We start from the raw sequence: 16,405 nt of genomic DNA, 5'->3' as shown, positions 1-16,405 counted from the left end.
AATGAGCGACTGGAAGCCAAAACGATTTTGGAGCGAGAGTGCTGTAGTCGAAGTCGAGGGCGGATACACCGTTGAACTAGACGGCCGCCGCGTAAAAACTCCGGCCAAGGCTACCCTGATCCTGCCGACCCGCGCCATTGCAGAAGAGGTCGCCGCCGAATGGGACGCACAGGAAAAAGAAGTAGACCCAACGTCGATGCCTTTCACCCGTTCAGCAAATGCTGCGATCGACAAAGTGCGTCATCAACACGCCGAGGTTGCAGACATGCTGGCTGATTACGGCGATTCGGATTTGCTATGCTACCGCGCAGAACACCCGCAAGAGTTGCAAGAGCGTCAGGCCGAGCAGTGGGATCCGGTTTTGAACTGGGCAGCCGAGGCCCTTTCAGCGCGGCTGCTGCCGGTTGCCGGAGTATTGCATCAACCCCAACCGTCTGAGGCGCTGTCGTCCCTTAGGCAACGTGTTCATGACCTTAGCGATTTTCAAATGGCCGCATTTCACGATCTTGTCAGCCTATCGGGATCGCTCATCCTAGGTTTCGCGGCAGCCCAAAATTGGCGCAGCGCTGAAGAAATTTGGGGCATATCAAGGCTCGACGAACTTTGGCAGATCGAACAATGGGGCCACGATGACGAGGCCCACGCAGCTGCTGAAACCAAAAAGGTGGCCTTTTTGCACGCCAAACGGTTCTTTGATATCTCGGTTTGAGCCCTCGAAGCCTGATTTTCCAACATTGGGTGAGTCATCCTTGAATTGACTCATCGTTTTCCCTGATCCGGGCCTTGACGTTTGTTTATGAATGCGCCCAAACTCATGCCCACTAAAGGGGAGACACCTTTGGGGAAACCTTTCTGGTGCCAAAGGTGCCGGACAGAACCGTCCCAAGACCGGGACGGAAAATCAGGAAGAGGTAAAAATGAAAAAATCCGTAATCTTGGGCGTGGCAACCATCGCCGGACTAGCCGCTGCCGCGGCTGCGGCGGGGACTGCCGATGATGTCAAGGCGCGCGGCAAACTGAACTGTGGCGTGGCGACCGGTGTTCCCGGCTTTGCCAGCCCGGACGCCAACGGCGAGTGGCAGGGCTTTGACGTGGCTGTGTGCCGCGCAGTCGCAGCCGCCGTTCTGGACGATCCGATGGCTGTCGAATTCATTCCGACCACCGGCAAGACGCGTTTCACCGCGCTGGCGTCTGGCGAGATCGATATGCTGGCCCGTAACACAACTTGGACTTTCAGCCGCGACGTTGACCTGAAGTTCGAATTCATCGGCATCAACTACTATGATGGTCAGGGCTTCATGGTTCCCAAAGCTCTGGGCGTGAGCTCAGCTAAGGAACTGGATGGCGCAACCGTCTGCATCCAGACCGGTACCACTACCGAGCTCAACTTGGCGGATTTCTTCCGCATCAACAACATGAGCTACGAGCCGGTTCCGATCGAAACCAACGCCGAAGCACAGCAGCAGTATCTGGCTGGTGCATGTGACGTCTACACCACCGACGCGTCCGGTTTGGCGGCAACTCGTGCCACCTTTGAAAACGCAGCTGATCACGTGATCCTGCCCGAAATCATCTCGAAAGAGCCTCTGGGCCCACTGGTCCGTCATGGCGATCACGAGTGGGGCGATGTGGTCCGTTGGACTCTGAACGCGCTGATCGCAGCCGAAGAGCTGGGCGTAACTTCGGCTAATATCGATGAGATGGCGGCCGGCACCGACAACCCCGAAGTGAACCGCCTGTTGGGTTCCGAAGGCACGCTCGGTGAGATGCTGGGTCTGGACGCGACCTGGGCACAGCGCGCGATCAAAGCGGGTGGTAACTATGGCGAAGTGTTTGCCAAGAACATCGGTGAGGAAACACCGATCGGACTGGCACGCGGCCTGAACGCGCAGTGGACCGATGGTGGCCTGCTGTACTCACCGCCGTTCCGCTAAAATCCACGGGAAAGGGCGCAGGGAAACCTGCGCCCTTTTTCATTCAATAAGAAACGTTCCCGGATAGATTGAACGAAGACCAACTTCGTCGGCAAAAATCGGGATGAACGGGGAAAAACATAGGTCATGACGACACTCACTGACCCGCCGAAGGAGCACTTCCGGCTGTCCATGCTCCTTTACGATACGCGGTACCGATCTGCGACCATTCAGGTCATCGCAATGATTGGTTTCATGCTTCTGGCAGCTTGGATAATTAATAACACTATTCAGAACCTTGAAACGCTTGGCAGAACAGTCGGGTTTGATTTCTTCGCCGAGCCGTCGAGTTATGATATCAACCAACGCCTGCTGGAATACGACTCGCGTGATACCCATCTGCGTGCGGCCTTTATCGGCTTGTTGAACACGCTGGTTGTCGCGGTTCTGGGCTGTATCACAGCAACAATTATCGGCGTTATGGTTGGTGTTTTACGCCTGTCGAACAATTGGCTGATCGCGCGGATCATGACGGTCTATGTCGAAATGTTCCGCAACGTTCCGGTCCTGCTTTGGATCGTGTTCGCCATGGCGATCCTGATCGAAAGCCTGCCTGCTCCGCGCGCGTTCCGGGGTGAAAATCCAGAAGCGACGATGGATCTTTTTGGCACCGTCGCTGTGACAAATCGCGGAGTTTATATCCCCGAGTTCCTGTTCTCACGCAGTTTGGGTGACATTCATTTGTTCGGTACGTCGAGCCTGCGGTTTGATGTTTCGCTGGACCTCGTCGCGTTTTTGATTGTGCTTGGCGGCAGTATCTTTGCGATGCGCAAAGTGTCGGCTTGGGCCAACGCCACGCAGGAAAAGACGGGTGACCGTCCGACCATCTGGTACATTCAACTTGGCCTGCTGTTCGTTCCTTCGGCTATCTTGCTGGGCGCTTTGGGCTTCCATCTGGGTTACCCTGAGCTGAAAGGCTTTAACTTCACCGGCGGAACGCATCTGCGGAACTCGCTGATCGCGCTGTGGCTGGCTCTGTCGCTATATACAGCGGCGTTCATCGCCGAGATCGTGCGTGCCGGTATCCTGGCAATTTCGAAAGGCCAGACCGAGGCTGCATCCGCATTGGGTCTGCGTCCGGGTCGCACCATGCGTCTGGTGATCTTGCCGCAGGCACTGCGTGTGATCATCCCGCCGATGATCTCGAACTATCTGAACCTGACCAAGAACTCGTCGTTGGCGATTGCGGTCGGATATATGGACATCACGGGTACGCTAGGTGGCATCACCATGAACCAGACCGGACGCGAGCTGGAATGCGTTCTTCTGCTGATGCTGGTCTATCTGGCCATCTCGCTGAGCATTTCAGCGGTGATGAACTGGTACAACAACCGTGTCAAACTGGTGGAGCGGTAATATGAGTGATGTTTCATTTGTCCGCACGGAAATGTTGCCGGAACAGTCGCCGCCGGCGTCTGAGGTTGGTATTCTGGGTTGGATCAGGCACAATCTGTTCTCAAGCTGGCTCAACTCGATCCTGACCTTGGTCTCGCTGTACTTCATCTACTATGTGCTGTCCAACATCCTGTCATGGACGTTCGAATCTGTTTGGAACGCCAATTCCCTGTCGGAATGTCGTGAGATCATGATGGCGACATGGGGCGATACTCATGGTCATGCCTGTTGGGGTGTTATCAAGGATCGTTGGCTGCAATTGCTGTACGGTTTTTATCCGCCTTATCCCGCGCATCCGGACGCAACGTGGTCTAACCCGCCTGAAACGGGCGCTTGGCCGGCCTATTTCCGGCCGAACCTGACCTTCATCCTGTTGCTTGTTGCGATAGCGCCGGTGTTGTTCACCAATGTTCCGCGCAAGCTGCTTTACGTCACCGCAGCGTATCCATTTCTGCTGCCATGGCTGATGTGGGGTGGGTCGATCTGGACGCCGCTGATGGTCGCAGCCGGGTTTGCAATCGGCTACTTCGCGTACAAGTTTGCGCATCCGGTTCTAGGTTCGCTGACAGCGTTGATCCTTGGCGTCGTGCTGCCGATCGTATGGTGGTTGTTTGCCTCTGGATCGGTTGCCGATGCGATCAATTCGGCCGTTCCGATTGGAATCGCCACGGTAGAAAGCCGCGACTTTGGCGGCTTTATGCTGGCGATCTTGTTGGGCGTTGTGGCCATTGGTGTATCGCTGCCTATCGGCATCGTTCTGGCGCTGGGCCGGCAGTCCGATCTGCTGATCGTCAAATATATGTGTGTGGGCTTTATCGAGTTCATCCGCGGCGTACCGCTGATCACCTTGCTGTTTGTGGCCTCGCTGCTGCTGAACCTGTTCCTGCCGCCGGGTACCAATTTTGACATCATCCTGAGGGTGATGATCATGATGACCCTGTTCTCAGCCGCCTATATGGCTGAGGTGATCCGGGGTGGTCTGGCAGCTCTTCCGAGGGGTCAGTATGAGGGCGCCGACAGTTTGGGCTTGAACTATTGGCAGGCACAACGGTTGATCATCATGCCGCAGGCGCTGAAAATCTCGATCCCGGGCATCGTGAGCACGTTCATCGGTATCTTCAAGGATACAACGCTAGTCTCGATCATCGGTCTGTTCGACGTGATCGGCCTGACCAACGGCATCCGCGCCGATACCGCCTGGAACGGCGTCTACTGGGAACTGTTTGCCTTTATCGGCGTTCTGTTCTTCGTCGTCTGCTTCTCCATGTCCCGTTATTCCATGTACCTGGAGCGCAAGCTTCAGACTGGCCACCGTTAAGGAGTTCAACACATGTCTGAACTTGCAATTGAACGCGAAATCGACCGCTCCAAAATGCAGGTGAGCGACGAGGTCGCCATCGAAATCACCAACATGAACAAGTGGTACGGGTCCTTCCACGTACTGCGCGACATCAATCTGACCGTCAATCAGGGCGAGCGGATCGTGATCGCGGGGCCGTCGGGGTCGGGCAAGTCCACTTTGATCCGCTGCCTGAACGCGCTGGAAGAACACCAGCAGGGCAAGATCGTCGTGGACGGGACCGAGTTGTCGAATGACCTGAAGAACATCGACAAGATCCGGTCCGAGGTTGGTATGGTGTTCCAGCACTTCAACCTTTTCCCGCACCTGACCATTCTGGAAAACTGCACGCTGGCCCCGATCTGGGTGCGTAAGACGCCCAAGAAAGAGGCCGAAGAGCGTGCGATGCATTTCCTGGAAAAGGTGAAGATCCCGGATCAGGCTCTGAAATATCCTGGCCAGCTTTCAGGCGGTCAGCAGCAGCGTGTGGCGATTGCCCGCTCGCTCTGCATGATGCCTCGGATCATGCTGTTCGATGAACCGACATCGGCGCTGGACCCTGAGATGATCAAAGAGGTGCTCGACACCATGATCGAGCTGGCCGAAGAAGGCATGACCATGCTCTGCGTGACCCACGAGATGGGCTTTGCCCGTCAGGTCGCGAACCGCGTGATCTTTATGGATGCCGGTCAAATCGTGGAACAGAACGAACCCGAAGAGTTCTTCAACAACCCGCAAAGCGAGCGGACCAAGCTGTTCCTCAGCCAGATTCTGGGTCACTGATCCCAGAGAAATCGACGGAAAGGCGGGGTAGATCCCCGCCTTTTTTATTCCAGTAGTTCACGCGGAATGGCAAACCCCTGCACCTTGCCGTTGTGCCACTGGATTTGAGCCCAACTTTCGATATCAAAGCGGATCACAGTTGTCGCACAGGTTGGGTAGTCGTGAAACCGTGGGTGATCAGGTGCTTGCCGCACGATGCGGCGTGCAAAGCTGCCAATGCCGGGGTTGTGGCCCAGCATGAGCACGGTCGGTTCGATCGCAGCCGATAGTTCGCGCAAAATGTCTTCCGATTCCGCATGGTAGAGTCTGCGATGGAAGCGAACTTTATCGGCCTGCAACCCCATTTGGTCCCAAGTCTCTCGAGTGCGAGCTGAGGTCGAACTCAGCACCTCATCCGGCAGCCAACTGTTTTCGCGTAACCAAGCTGCTATTGCCTGCGCCGATCTGCGCCCCCGTTTGTTCAGGGGGCGATCATGGTCCGCAAGATTTGGATCTCCCCAACTGGATTTCGCATGGCGGGTCAGGATCAAGGTGCGTGTCATGACGGGTGGAAGGATTTCATGTGGTGGGCGGACTGTTCCGGATCGCGCCCCGCACCTGCACTGAGAGGGCAGGACAGCCGCGCCAAACAACCGCCGGTCATACAGGTTTGCCCCGCATCGGTGGACAGGTGTCCGTGGCAAGCATCGACATCATAAAAACTCTGACTGTTCAACGCGCCAACCGGGCAGGTTTGGGTACACGGGGCCGGGCATGTGATGCAGGGAGAGAGGCCCGAAACCTCAGGGATGGGGAATTCCTCGGGGAAATGCAGCGCACCTCGGTACGAGATCATCATGCCGACTGTATCATGCACCAGCGCACCTACCGGGCTGCTGAAGGTGCGCCCAGACTTTAACGCCCAGTCAATGAAAGGGGCATAGGGCGGGCCACCAAAAGGAAAAAATGCCTCGGCTCCCAAATCCTGTGCCATTTGTCCAATCACTCGGGATGACCACCGGTCCACCGGGTGGTCACCGGCCCATTCAGGGGCTGCCTTTAGAGTGGGCCAGAACGCCGAACCTGCGCCGAGAAGGATCAGGGTGCCCTTATCCAATTGCTTTGCCTCAGCAATGCGTGGATGTAACGCGCCCATTATAATCAGCCCGACGTCCAGCGCCGCGCGATCAACGCGGTTGAAACGGTCTGTAGAGGAGGTCAGGGGCTGTCCGGTCATGTCTCCTCCGTTCGGTGATTAGTCTGGTCGGATCAGCGAACCAGCGCCATGTTCAGTAAACAGCTCTAACAATACGGCGTTGGGTGCGCGCCCGTCCAGAATGACCACCGCGCGTACACCGCTATGCAGGGCGTCCAGTGCCGTTTCGGTCTTGGGGATCATCCCACCCGCAATGGTACCGTCCATGGTCATTTCGCGGATCTGACCGGCTTTCAGCTCGGTTACAACTTCGCCGCCAGCATTCTTCACACCCGAGACATCCGTAAGCAACAGCAGCCGGTCCGCCTTGAGCGCCGATGCAATTGCTCCGGCAGCGGTGTCACCGTTGATGTTAAAGGTTTCGCCGTTCTTGCCTGCACCTAGGGGCGCGATCACGGGGATTACATCATGCGAAAACAGGTTGTGCAGGATGGCTGGGTTCATCTCGGACGGAGAGCCGACAAAACCCAACGAGGGATCGGCCTGATCACAGACGATCAGGTTGGCGTCTTTACCCGAAAGACCCACGGCAGTGCCACCTTGACCGTTGATTGCTTGCACGATGCGCTTGTTCACAAGACCAGCCAGAACCATCTCAACCACTTCGACGGTGGCTTTGTCGGTTACGCGTTTGCCGTTCACGAACTCGGACTGGATGTTCAACTGATCCAGCATCGCGTTGATCATCGGGCCGCCGCCATGCACGATCACCGGATTCACACCAACCTGACGCATCAGAACCACGTCGCGGGCAAAGCTCTCCATTGCTTCGTCGCTGCCCATGGCATGGCCGCCTAGTTTGATGACGACAATCGCCCCGTCATAGCGCTGCAGGTACGGCAAGGCGCTGTTCAAAGTGGCGGCGGTGGCGATCCAATCCCGGTTCATATCTCTTGTCTTCATGGCTTCTTGTCCCTCTGGGAACCCGTGTTAGGGCGTTTGGAGGGTGGTGCCAAGACCGGATCGCGGAAACATCCGACTGGAACGGGCCGCACCACTGGGATGCGACCCGGTTTTGTTAGTTCATGGCGCGCTTAATGGCCGGGATGTTGCTGACCAGCAGCAAGTCGATCACCAGTACTGCCAGCAAGGTCAAACCAACCAGCGGGAAAGCCATCGCAGTGAACAAACCGATCAGCACAGCCCCTTTCCACAACGGCAGTTCAGCGGGCATCGGCGGCGCGGCCAGACGACCTGCGCGTTGGGGCCGACGCTTGACCCACATCACCACGCCCGAGATGCAGACGAAGATGACCGAGAGGCAGAATACGACGTTCAGGACAAAGTTCCACGTGCCCATCAGCCCCATGTGCAATGGAATGCCAACGGCCATGGACTTGCCCATTAACGAGTAATCCTCATGCCGGACATCTGCCAGAATATTGCCGGTATACTGGTCCACGTGAACGGTGCGGTCATTCACCGGATCGATCGAGTCGCTGCTCATACTGTCCCGGTTCAAGGTCCAGACACCATCTTCACCACTGGGGTACGCCACCCGAAAGCGCCCAGCCATCTCCAACGCATTTCCCAGCGCTACAAGCGCGTCTATGTCTACTGGTGAGCCCTGCGGCACACCTTCAATCCCAGATTCCGAGCCGGAGGCGGGCATCGGTGTCTGTTCCAACGCCCAAGGCACGTCATTCTGGTGGCCGTGGTTCATACTGGCGTGGGTCTGGTCCGACAGGGGCACGTTGTCCCATTTCTCAGCCGGGAAACTGCTCCAGGCCTGCACGAACATGCCGCCCCAAACGCCAGTCCAGGACATGCCTGAGATCAGGAAGACAACCAGTAATCCGGACATCCAGAACCCGATCACAGTGTGCAGTGACTTCCACAAAGCGCGGCCCCGCGCCCTCAGGTTGGGCACGAAGGCCGACATGGCGTTGCCGCGCGGCCACCACATATAAAGACCGGTAGACACCAGCAGCAGGCCAAGCCCGGCGGCGATCTCAAGGATGCGGTCGCCGGTTGTCCCGATTAGCAGGGTCGAGTGAATGTTGTCCGCCAGATCGTACCAGCCCGCACGGCGGTCCCAGACCTGCAGGACTTCTCCGGCATAGGGGTCAACGGCAACAAGCCGTTGACCGATGTCGGTCTTGATGCGGAAGACGGTGGCCAGATCGGTGGCTTTGGGGCCAATCCATTCGACAACGGTGCCGGGGACTTCGGTCATCGCGACCTTGGCTTGTTGCGAAACGGGCAAGGCGGTGCCCTGAACCGCGACCGCGATTTTCTCGCCGTCGCGACCGTCGAATTGGGTGATGAACATCATCATTAGGCCGGTAACAGCCAGAATGATCAGGAAGGGGATGACGAATATCCCTGCGTAGAAATGCCACCGCCATGCGGCGAAATAGAATTTTTGCGCAGCAGTGTTTTGCGCCGGGGTGTCCCCCAGGGTTTGGCTATCCAGTGCCATTGTTTTTCTCCGGATTCGAAAATTGCCCCGCGCAGCGCCTGCGCAGGTTCACAAGAGGTGAAGTGAATCAGGAGAAGATGGGCGGAGCCCGCGCGTCATAACGGGTGTAGAACCCGGCGCTGCGATGGGTAAAATCGCGATGAACCCAACGGGGTTGGATCGGAGCGGTAAAGGGCAAGGTTGCCCCGACTGCGGGCAGATTGATATCAGCAGTCAGGCCCGCAAAGGGGCACATAATGCGCTGATCGCCATCTTCATGCACGGGATCGCTCGGGTCCAGATCGACCCATTGTTCAACCGTGCCCTCGCCGGTGCACAGAACCAGCAGCACCTTGCCGTCATTGCCCATTGCGGGCATCCAACCCTGCGGAATCGCGCTCGTCAGCAACAACGCCAGTGTTGTCAGCAGTGTGAACAGGCGGATCGGCAGGTTCATTCCAGATGTGCGATGATCGACCGCAAAGTTGGAATGCCGCCGCCTTTTTCGGACGAGGTCAGCACGATTTCAGGAAAAGCCGCAGGATGTTTTGACAAGGCCCCACGCACCTGATCCAGAACCTTTTCGCGGTCCTTTGCCTTAACTTTGTCCGCTTTGGTCAGAACGCATTGAAAGGTCACGGCGCTGGTGTCCAGCAGCTTCATGATCTCGGCATCCACCGGTTTTACGCCATGGCGCGAGTCGATCAGAACAAAGGCCCGGCGCAGGGTTTGTCGACCACTCAGGTACTGTTTCAATAGCCGCTGCCACTTTTCGACTACTTTCACCGGTGCATTGGCATAGCCATAGCCCGGAAGGTCGACCAGATACAGCTCGGGACCTTGGGTGAAAAAGTTGATTTCTTGCGTACGACCCGGCGTGTTCGAGGCCCTTGCCAGTCCTTTGGTGCCGGTCAGAGCGTTGATCAGGCTGGACTTGCCCACGTTCGAGCGACCTGCAAAGCAGACTTCAAGGCGATCAGGCGCAGGCAGACCATTCATCGCCACGACGCCTTTCACAAACTCGGACTCGCCGGCAAACAGTTTGCGGCCACGCTCTAGCGCGAATTCATCTGGTTCGTCGACCAAAGGGAACGGGAGGGTGCTCATAGCAATTCTACCTTATCACCAACCGAAATGGCGCCGCCTTTGACGACTATTGCATTGACGCCAAAGTCCGTGTGACCCCAAGTTTCCAGCGCACTGAGCGTATCTGCGTCACGCGCCCCGGTTTCCGGGTTGGCTGTTGTCGCCAAACAGCGGGAAATGCGTTCTCGTACTCGGAAAACAGCCTGGCCAATCTTTACGTGGCGGTCTAGCCAGTCGAACTCGTCCCAAAGTGGCAGGCCGTCGAGCCAAATATTGCCGCGCCATCGGTGGATCGACAGATCCTGTCCTAACTTTTGTCCGACAGCTCGATGAGACGCCAGATTGCACAGGCTGATCGAGGGGAAATCACTGTCTGTCATCCCTCGTCCCGGGACCCGAATTATTCGCGCCGAAGCAGCTCTGTCCGCGGGCATCAGGGGTTTGACCCAGTCCAGAAACGCTTGTTGTTCGCGATCCGGAGCAAACGTCAAATCAGGCCGGTCTGGGTGGGACAGAGTTAGCAAATCCTCATCCGACCGCGCAGAAATCGCCATCAGCTGAGGCGCCTTGGCGCCACGGCTAAAGTTGGCGCAGGGAACCCATTCAGAACCGTCAGCCTTGGACGCCTCATGAGCGACCGCCCAAACGCGATCCCCGGGCAGTGTCTGCCCGGGGGTCACGGTAATGGTCTGGACGGCTTCGCGACCATGGCTTTTGATCGGATGCCGCCAAAGCTGGGTCACTTCAGCTGTCATTTATCATCCGTTTTGGGCGTGCGCTTGAAGCCGGATTTGATGTTGCCGAACACGTCCGGTTTGTAGCCCTGGCTGCGCATGATCAGGTATTGCTGAGTAAACGTGATCGTGTTGTTCGCGATCCAGTAAACCACCAACCCGCTGGCAAACCCGCCCAGCATGAACATGAACACCCACGGCATCCACGCAAAGATCATCGCCTGCGTCGGGTCGGTTGGTGCCGGGTTCAGCTTTTGCTGCAGCCACATCGAAATCCCCAGCAGCAACGGCAGGATGCCGATGAAGATCAGCGCCATAAAGCTTTCGGGTGCCGGGGCCGCCCAAGGCAGCAAGCCAAAGAAGTTGAAGATCGAGGTCGGATCCGGCGCGCTGAGGTCTTGGAACGGGCCAAACCACGGGGCTTGACGCAGTTCGATAGTGACAAAGATAACCTTATACAGAGAGAAGAAGATCGGGATCTGCATCAGGATCGGCAAACAACCTGCGGCGGGGTTCACCTTTTCCTTCTTGTACAGCTCCATCATGCCCTGCTGCATCTTCTGGCGGTCGTCGCCTGCGGCCTCTTTCAGGGCCTCCATCTGCGGCTGCAACTCCTTCATCTTCGCCATCGAGACGTAGGATTTGAACGCCAGTGGGAACAAGATCGCCTTTATGATCAGGGTCAGACCGATGATCGACCAGCCCATGTTGCCGATCAGCGCGTTGATATTGTGCAGCAGCCAGAAGATCGGTTTGGTCAGGAAGAAGAACCAGCCCCAGTCGATGCTGTCGATAAACTTTTGTACGCCTTCCGCCTGATATTCGCGGATGGTTTCCCATTCCTTGGCACCGGCAAACAGTCGCGTTGTCACTTGTGCCGTTTCCCCGGCACCTACTGTAAGTGTCGGTGTCTTGATATCGGCTTGGTAGACTTTGTTTCGTGCGTTGAACCCGGCTGAAGATGTGAATTGTGATCCCTGCTCAGGAATAAGTGTTGTCATCCAATAGTGATCTGTGAAACCGATCCAGCCATCGCTCATGTTTTCGAATGTCTCGGTTTCATCCTGAAGATCGCCATAGTCGACTTCAGTGAGGGTGCCGTCAGCCATGCTGATCAGGCCCTCATGCAGGATGAAAAAGTTCTTCAGATCGGGAATATCGCCATCTTCGCCGATACCATGGCGAGCAAGGATGCCATAGGGAGCCATGGCCACGGTGGCGTCCGACGCGTTCTCAACCGACTGGGTGACGGTGAACATGTAGTTTTCATCGACCGAGACCATACGGCGGAAGGTCAGCCCCTTGCCGTTATCCCATTTCAGGGTGATCGGTGTATCAACGCCCAGCGTTTCGCCCTGTTCAACGGTCCACTGGGTGTTCGGACCGGGAACGTCTTCGCCTGCGACACCCGTGCCCGGTGCCCAGCCATACAGGGCGTAATAGGCGGATTCAGATCCAACCGGCGAAAGCAAGTCAACGATAGGAGCGCCTTCGTCCATCGAAACTTTGTAGTCCTTCAGGAATAATTCATCGATCCGACCACCCGAAAGCGACATGCTGCCCTTCAGACGTGGCGTGTCGATTTCGACGCGTGGTGCCTGGTCCTCGGGCAGAGCCTCTTGGGTGGCAGTCGTCGTGCCACCTGCCGTTCCGGACCCCGCAGCGCTGGGCGTCTGAACCTCATTGCCTTCGACGGCAGTAATCTCGGTCTGTTCTGGTGTTGGCGTCTGTTCCGGGGGAGGGAACAGCACGAACCAAACGAGGATCACGAGAAAGCTGAGCGCGGTTGCAAGGATGAGATTCTTGTTCTGATCGTCCATCTGGGACAGCCACCTTAAGCAGTGAAACACACCCGGTGGGTTCAACAGAGTGCTGGCCCAAAGGTCAAGCGGAATCGCCTGTCATTTCGTCACGGATCGCGTTTCTGTGGCGTAAATCGGCGATTACGGCCCGGTTTTTCGTCCGATCTTGGGCATGCCATTGACCTTGTTCTGGTGGGACGCAATCCAATCCAGCGTCTCTTCATAGGGCATCGGCTTGCCGATCCCAAAGCCTTGAACGTGATCGCATCCTAATTGCGCCATCAAGGCGTGCTCACCTTTGGTCTCTACACCTTCGGCAAGGGTTTCGACATTCAGGCGTTCAGCCATTGTCAGAATTGCACTGACAAGTTGCTGCTGGCTGGTGTCCCGATCCGATTTGGCGACAAAGGATCGGTCGATCTTGATCCGGGTGACATCAAAGCGCTTAATTGATGCAATCGAGGCATGACCGGTACCGAAATCGTCAAGATCGATACAACAGCCCAACTTAGACATGCTGGTCACATTGTGGGTGATCACATCATCGGGGCGGCGTGAGAATACGGTTTCCAGAATTTCGACCGCCAGCCTGTCTGGTGTAAGGTCGTTTTGGTCAAGTTCCCACTTTAGGCGGTCGACCAGGGTCGGATCCCGTAATTCCTCAGATGAGAAATTCACGCCAATTCGAGGCACTGCAACACCCGCGCGATCCCAATCACGCATAGCAGTGAAAGCATGATGTCGGATCGCCTGACCAAATTTATCCATCAATTCAGACTGTTCGGCGAAGGGTAAAAAGACCTGTGGTCCCAGCACGCCCTTTTGTGGATGTTCCCAGCGCGCCAAGGCTTCGAAACCCGTAACGTACCCGGTGTCGGTTGAAATCTGAGGTTGAAACCAGGGTCGAATGTCACCGTTGTCCAGCGCTGTTTCAAACTCTTTTCGCAAATTGGCTCGGATGTGGAAACGGCGGCGGGTTTCACTGGAATAGGCGCGGATGGTCGATGGTCCATTCCGCTGGGCTTCGTTCAGCGCCGCTGTTGCGGCCTCAACCCAACCTTCGCATTCGTCTTCTGCTACAGTCGACAACAAACAGAAACCGATTGAGCAAGACACGTATACACCCGCACCATTCAACGTGAACGGCTCTTCTACGGTGGCTTGGATGCGTCCGGCCATCTGAATGCATGCCTCAAGATCCAACTTATGGGAAGGGCTCAGGCCAATCGCGATTTTGTCCTGGTCCAGTCGTGATGCGATGTCCTGTGTGCGAATAGCAGAATGGATGCGGCGACAGAACTGATCTGCCAAGTGATTGGCAGCAGCGTTGCCATGTAGATCCTGAAACTCAGAATAGTCATCCAAGGCAACAATGATGCAGGCCGTCTCTGTGCCGTTGCTTGACGCTGAATTGAAGATGCCCTGCAATTCGGTGGCAAAAGTGTCGGGTGCCATCAAGCCGCCAAGCGGGTTGCGCAGCCGGTGTTTTTTGAATGCGCGTGCTTCCATCGTGGCGGCACCCAAGAAAACCAGCGGTAAGGTCAAAGCAACGACAACCAGCGCCCGCTCTCCTCCCATCCAAAAGGCCGCAAGACTAACGGCTGGAATAAAAGCCAACACAGCCGGGCCGTTCAGAACGGATGTCACAGCTTCGAGAACGCGATCGACTGAGATATGTTTCCACATCGGTTTTCTTGGCCTCTAGGTTGGGCATGCACGTTTGTGCAACCTTAGAAAACCAATCTGAGTCAGACGTTAACGGAGCTGCGGAATTTCGTCCGAATTTTCGTCTTTTTTGCTGGGGTTTAGCGCCAGATTTGCGAAATCGAACAGTTTCGGATCCAGTAGATGCGAGGGGCGCGCGTTTGTGAGCGCTCTGAACATCACCTGACGACGGCCCGGGCTGTTCTTTTCCCACTGGTCCAGAATCTGTTTTACCTGCTGACGTTGCAGCCCGTCCTGACTGCCACACAGGTCGCAGGGGATGATCGGGTAGTTCATCGCGTTGGCGAATTTCTCGCAATCGGCTTCGGCGACATGGGCTAGGGGGCGGAAAACGAAAAGATCACCTTCTTCGTTCACCAGTTTTGGTGGCATTGTGGACAATCGTCCGCCGTGGAACAGGTTCATGAAGAACGTTTCAAGGATATCGTCGCGGTGATGGCCCAGCACCACGGCCGAGCAACCCTCTTCGCGGGCGATACGGTACAGATTACCGCGACGCAGGCGCGAACACAGCGCACAATAGGTACGGCCCTGTGGAACCTTGTCCATAACGACCGAGTACGTGTCCTGATATTCAATGCGGTGCGGTACACCCATCCGTTCCAAAAACTCGGGCAGCACGGTGGCAGGAAAACCAGGCTGACCCTGATCCAGATTACAGGCCAGCAAATCAACCGGCAACAAGCCGCGCCATTTCAGTTCATACAGCACTGCAAGCAAGGTATAGCTGTCTTTACCGCCGGACAGGCAGACCAGCCATTTGGGTGGTTTGCCATCCTTGTCATGCGCTGACGGATCAACCATCCCGTATTGCTCGATGGCTTCGCGGGTCTGGCGCACGATGCGTTTGCGCAGCTTTTTAAACTCAGTGGTCGAGGGCGCGCCAGCAAAGAGCGGGTGAATATCGTCAGCTTCGTCAAACATGCGCAGCCCCTACAATAGTTGGCGCAACCGGGCAAGTGGCCGGAGTCGTCCGTTAGTCCTTATTGGGATCGGGCACGGGATCATAACCATCACCACCCCACGGGTGACACCGCCCTATTCGCCGCGCCGCCAGCCATGTGCCCTTGATTGCGCCATGTTTTTCTAGCGCTTCCAGTGCATATGCGGAACAAGTTGGTTGATACCGGCAATTGAACCCGACCCATGGGCTGAAAAGCAGCCGGTAGGCCCGGACGGGTAGGGCGATTATATGTGTTAGCAGAGTCATTTGCGCTCGCTATGCACCTTGCGCAAGGCGTAACGCAGGTCGCTCAACAAAGCTTCGAATGGGCGCGCTGCAGTGACCTCGGCTCGGCCTATCAGCACGTAGTCCCAACCCCCTTGGCCCAGATCGGGTAAAACGATGCGGGCTGCTTCGCGCAAACGCCGCTTGGCGCGGTTGCGGGCGACGGCGTTTCCTACTTTCTTAGAGCAAGTGAAGCCAACGCGAATTCCCGTATCTTCAACCGGGGCACGTTTGCGGGCCTGAACCATCATTGATGAAGTACCCTGTCTGCGCGCACGCGCAGCTTTCAGGAAATCGGACCGCTTTTTGAGGACAGACAAGGTTTCAGGCGCGCAAACGGACGCCGCCGGGGGCGTATCCCCGGGGTGGTTCTTACCATCCTCAGGGGCCTCCGGCGGCGTCATTTTCATAACCTGATCGGTGAGCGGTTTACGCGCTCAGCGACTTGCGACCGCGTGCACGGCGCGCGTTCAGGATTTTGCGGCCGGCCTTGGTGGCCATGCGCGCGCGGAAACCGTGGCGGCGTTTGCGAACCAGGTTCGAAGGCTGATAGGTGCGTTTCATCGCTCCGTCTCCAATCTATAGCGGTCGGGTGCGGCGCGGATTCGCCTGGCCCTAGTGTTCGAAGCCCGTCCTCTACTGGGTAGCGGGGGGTAAGTCAAACCCCTAGGTGGGGGTTTTGACGCCTTTTGCAACAATTCTGTAACCGCAGCCTACAAAAGGTTTCAAAATGGCGGTCATATG

Annotated in this window: 18 protein-coding genes; 5 read left to right on the top strand and 13 right to left on the bottom strand. The window is 56.7% G+C overall.

The window, feature by feature from the left end; genetic code table 11:
• Position 1: 1 nt before the first annotated feature.
• The 5 genes from ACR0L3_RS19225 (at position 2) to ACR0L3_RS19205 (ending at position 5,490) form a co-directional block, all read left to right on the top strand.
• Positions 2–709, top strand: a complete 708-nt coding sequence (locus ACR0L3_RS19225) for an ATP12 family chaperone protein (protein ID WP_480747402.1) — start codon at positions 2–4, stop codon at positions 707–709.
• Between the two features lie 208 nt (positions 710–917).
• Positions 918–1,934: an amino acid ABC transporter substrate-binding protein gene (locus ACR0L3_RS19220; RefSeq protein WP_480747401.1), complete on the top strand. Its 1,017-nt coding sequence runs from the start codon at positions 918–920 to the stop codon at positions 1,932–1,934.
• Positions 1,935–2,060: 126 nt separating this feature from the next.
• A complete protein-coding gene (locus ACR0L3_RS19215; protein ID WP_480747399.1) occupies positions 2,061–3,329 on the top strand; it encodes an amino acid ABC transporter permease in 1,269 nt (422 codons plus the stop codon).
• Position 3,330: 1 nt separating this feature from the next.
• The gene (locus ACR0L3_RS19210; protein WP_480747398.1) at positions 3,331–4,686 is read left to right on the top strand and encodes an amino acid ABC transporter permease; all 1,356 of its coding nucleotides are present in this window, start codon (positions 3,331–3,333) and stop codon (positions 4,684–4,686) included.
• A 12-nt stretch (positions 4,687–4,698) separates the two neighbouring features.
• Entirely contained in the window at positions 4,699–5,490 is a 792-nt protein-coding gene (locus ACR0L3_RS19205) for an amino acid ABC transporter ATP-binding protein (RefSeq protein ID WP_480711847.1), read from the top strand.
• 44 nt (positions 5,491–5,534) lie between these two features.
• Here ACR0L3_RS19205 and ACR0L3_RS19200 read toward each other — a convergent pair whose 3' ends face one another.
• From ACR0L3_RS19200 to rpmH, 13 genes are all read right to left on the bottom strand, one after another.
• Positions 5,535–6,032 (bottom strand): SixA phosphatase family protein, encoded by a 498-nt coding sequence (locus tag ACR0L3_RS19200; RefSeq protein ID WP_480747395.1) that lies wholly within the window; start codon positions 6,030–6,032, stop codon positions 5,535–5,537.
• Positions 6,029–6,706 carry a ferredoxin gene (locus ACR0L3_RS19195; RefSeq protein WP_480747394.1) on the bottom strand — a complete coding sequence of 226 codons (678 nt, stop codon included), beginning with the start codon at positions 6,704–6,706 and terminating at the stop codon, positions 6,029–6,031. The genes ACR0L3_RS19200 and ACR0L3_RS19195 overlap by 4 nt, the downstream gene beginning before the upstream one ends.
• Before the next feature lie 18 nt (positions 6,707–6,724).
• Positions 6,725–7,588 carry an acetylglutamate kinase gene (argB, locus tag ACR0L3_RS19190; protein WP_480747392.1) on the bottom strand — a complete coding sequence of 288 codons (864 nt, stop codon included), beginning with the start codon at positions 7,586–7,588 and terminating at the stop codon, positions 6,725–6,727.
• A gap of 115 nt (positions 7,589–7,703) precedes the next feature.
• A complete protein-coding gene (locus ACR0L3_RS19185; protein WP_480747390.1) occupies positions 7,704–9,107 on the bottom strand; it encodes a PepSY-associated TM helix domain-containing protein in 1,404 nt (467 codons plus the stop codon).
• 67 nt (positions 9,108–9,174) lie between these two features.
• Positions 9,175–9,543, bottom strand: a complete 369-nt coding sequence (locus ACR0L3_RS19180) for a DUF2946 domain-containing protein (RefSeq protein WP_480747388.1) — start codon at positions 9,541–9,543, stop codon at positions 9,175–9,177.
• Positions 9,540–10,193, bottom strand: coding sequence for a ribosome biogenesis GTP-binding protein YihA/YsxC (gene yihA / locus ACR0L3_RS19175; RefSeq protein ID WP_480747386.1), 654 nt, complete (start codon positions 10,191–10,193; stop codon positions 9,540–9,542). The genes ACR0L3_RS19180 and yihA overlap by 4 nt, the downstream gene beginning before the upstream one ends.
• Entirely contained in the window at positions 10,190–10,927 is a 738-nt protein-coding gene (locus ACR0L3_RS19170) for an MOSC domain-containing protein (protein WP_480747385.1), read from the bottom strand. The genes yihA and ACR0L3_RS19170 overlap by 4 nt, the downstream gene beginning before the upstream one ends.
• Positions 10,924–12,726, bottom strand: coding sequence for a membrane protein insertase YidC (gene yidC / locus ACR0L3_RS19165; RefSeq protein WP_480747383.1), 1,803 nt, complete (start codon positions 12,724–12,726; stop codon positions 10,924–10,926). Before yidC ends, ACR0L3_RS19170 begins: the two co-directional genes overlap by 4 nt.
• 123 nt (positions 12,727–12,849) lie before the next feature.
• Positions 12,850–14,394: a putative bifunctional diguanylate cyclase/phosphodiesterase gene (locus tag ACR0L3_RS19160; protein ID WP_480747382.1), complete on the bottom strand. Its 1,545-nt coding sequence runs from the start codon at positions 14,392–14,394 to the stop codon at positions 12,850–12,852.
• Positions 14,395–14,463: 69 nt separating this feature from the next.
• Positions 14,464–15,357: a tRNA 2-thiocytidine(32) synthetase TtcA gene (gene ttcA, locus ACR0L3_RS19155; protein ID WP_480747381.1), complete on the bottom strand. Its 894-nt coding sequence runs from the start codon at positions 15,355–15,357 to the stop codon at positions 14,464–14,466.
• Positions 15,358–15,409: 52 nt separating this feature from the next.
• Positions 15,410–15,643 (bottom strand): membrane protein insertion efficiency factor YidD, encoded by a 234-nt coding sequence (gene yidD, locus ACR0L3_RS19150; protein WP_480747379.1) that lies wholly within the window; start codon positions 15,641–15,643, stop codon positions 15,410–15,412.
• Positions 15,640–16,065, bottom strand: coding sequence for a ribonuclease P protein component (gene rnpA, locus ACR0L3_RS19145; protein WP_480747378.1), 426 nt, complete (start codon positions 16,063–16,065; stop codon positions 15,640–15,642). The genes yidD and rnpA overlap by 4 nt, the downstream gene beginning before the upstream one ends.
• Positions 16,066–16,090: 25 nt before the next feature.
• Positions 16,091–16,225: a 50S ribosomal protein L34 gene (rpmH, locus tag ACR0L3_RS19140; RefSeq protein WP_005980833.1), complete on the bottom strand. Its 135-nt coding sequence runs from the start codon at positions 16,223–16,225 to the stop codon at positions 16,091–16,093.
• Between the last annotated feature and the right edge of the window lie 180 nt (positions 16,226–16,405).

The sequence above is a fragment of the Ruegeria sp. CK1 genome, assembly GCF_056536545.1.
The sequence above is the reverse complement of the archived record's forward strand: the minus strand, read 5'-3'. Positions and strand labels throughout refer to the sequence as shown.

Bases quoted from the DNA above. Each gene is read 5' to 3' on its own strand.
- ACR0L3_RS19225 (WP_480747402.1), top strand. From the start codon at position 2: ATGAGCGACTGGAAGCCAAAACGATTTTGGAGCGAGAGTGCTGTAGTC.
- ACR0L3_RS19220 (WP_480747401.1), top strand. From the start codon at position 918: ATGAAAAAATCCGTAATCTTGGGCGTGGCAACCATCGCCGGACTAGCC.
- ACR0L3_RS19215 (WP_480747399.1), top strand. From the start codon at position 2,061: ATGACGACACTCACTGACCCGCCGAAGGAGCACTTCCGGCTGTCCATG.
- ACR0L3_RS19210 (WP_480747398.1), top strand. From the start codon at position 3,331: ATGAGTGATGTTTCATTTGTCCGCACGGAAATGTTGCCGGAACAGTCG.
- ACR0L3_RS19205 (WP_480711847.1), top strand. From the start codon at position 4,699: ATGTCTGAACTTGCAATTGAACGCGAAATCGACCGCTCCAAAATGCAG.
- ACR0L3_RS19200 (WP_480747395.1), bottom strand. From the start codon at position 6,032: ATGACACGCACCTTGATCCTGACCCGCCATGCGAAATCCAGTTGGGGA.
- ACR0L3_RS19195 (WP_480747394.1), bottom strand. From the start codon at position 6,706: ATGACCGGACAGCCCCTGACCTCCTCTACAGACCGTTTCAACCGCGTT.
- argB (WP_480747392.1), bottom strand. From the start codon at position 7,588: ATGAAGACAAGAGATATGAACCGGGATTGGATCGCCACCGCCGCCACT.
- ACR0L3_RS19185 (WP_480747390.1), bottom strand. From the start codon at position 9,107: ATGGCACTGGATAGCCAAACCCTGGGGGACACCCCGGCGCAAAACACT.
- ACR0L3_RS19180 (WP_480747388.1), bottom strand. From the start codon at position 9,543: ATGAACCTGCCGATCCGCCTGTTCACACTGCTGACAACACTGGCGTTG.
- yihA (WP_480747386.1), bottom strand. From the start codon at position 10,193: ATGAGCACCCTCCCGTTCCCTTTGGTCGACGAACCAGATGAATTCGCG.
- ACR0L3_RS19170 (WP_480747385.1), bottom strand. From the start codon at position 10,927: ATGACAGCTGAAGTGACCCAGCTTTGGCGGCATCCGATCAAAAGCCAT.
- yidC (WP_480747383.1), bottom strand. From the start codon at position 12,726: ATGGACGATCAGAACAAGAATCTCATCCTTGCAACCGCGCTCAGCTTT.
- ACR0L3_RS19160 (WP_480747382.1), bottom strand. From the start codon at position 14,394: ATGTGGAAACATATCTCAGTCGATCGCGTTCTCGAAGCTGTGACATCC.
- ttcA (WP_480747381.1), bottom strand. From the start codon at position 15,357: ATGTTTGACGAAGCTGACGATATTCACCCGCTCTTTGCTGGCGCGCCC.
- yidD (WP_480747379.1), bottom strand. From the start codon at position 15,643: ATGACTCTGCTAACACATATAATCGCCCTACCCGTCCGGGCCTACCGG.
- rnpA (WP_480747378.1), bottom strand. From the start codon at position 16,065: ATGACGCCGCCGGAGGCCCCTGAGGATGGTAAGAACCACCCCGGGGAT.
- rpmH (WP_005980833.1), bottom strand. From the start codon at position 16,225: ATGAAACGCACCTATCAGCCTTCGAACCTGGTTCGCAAACGCCGCCAC.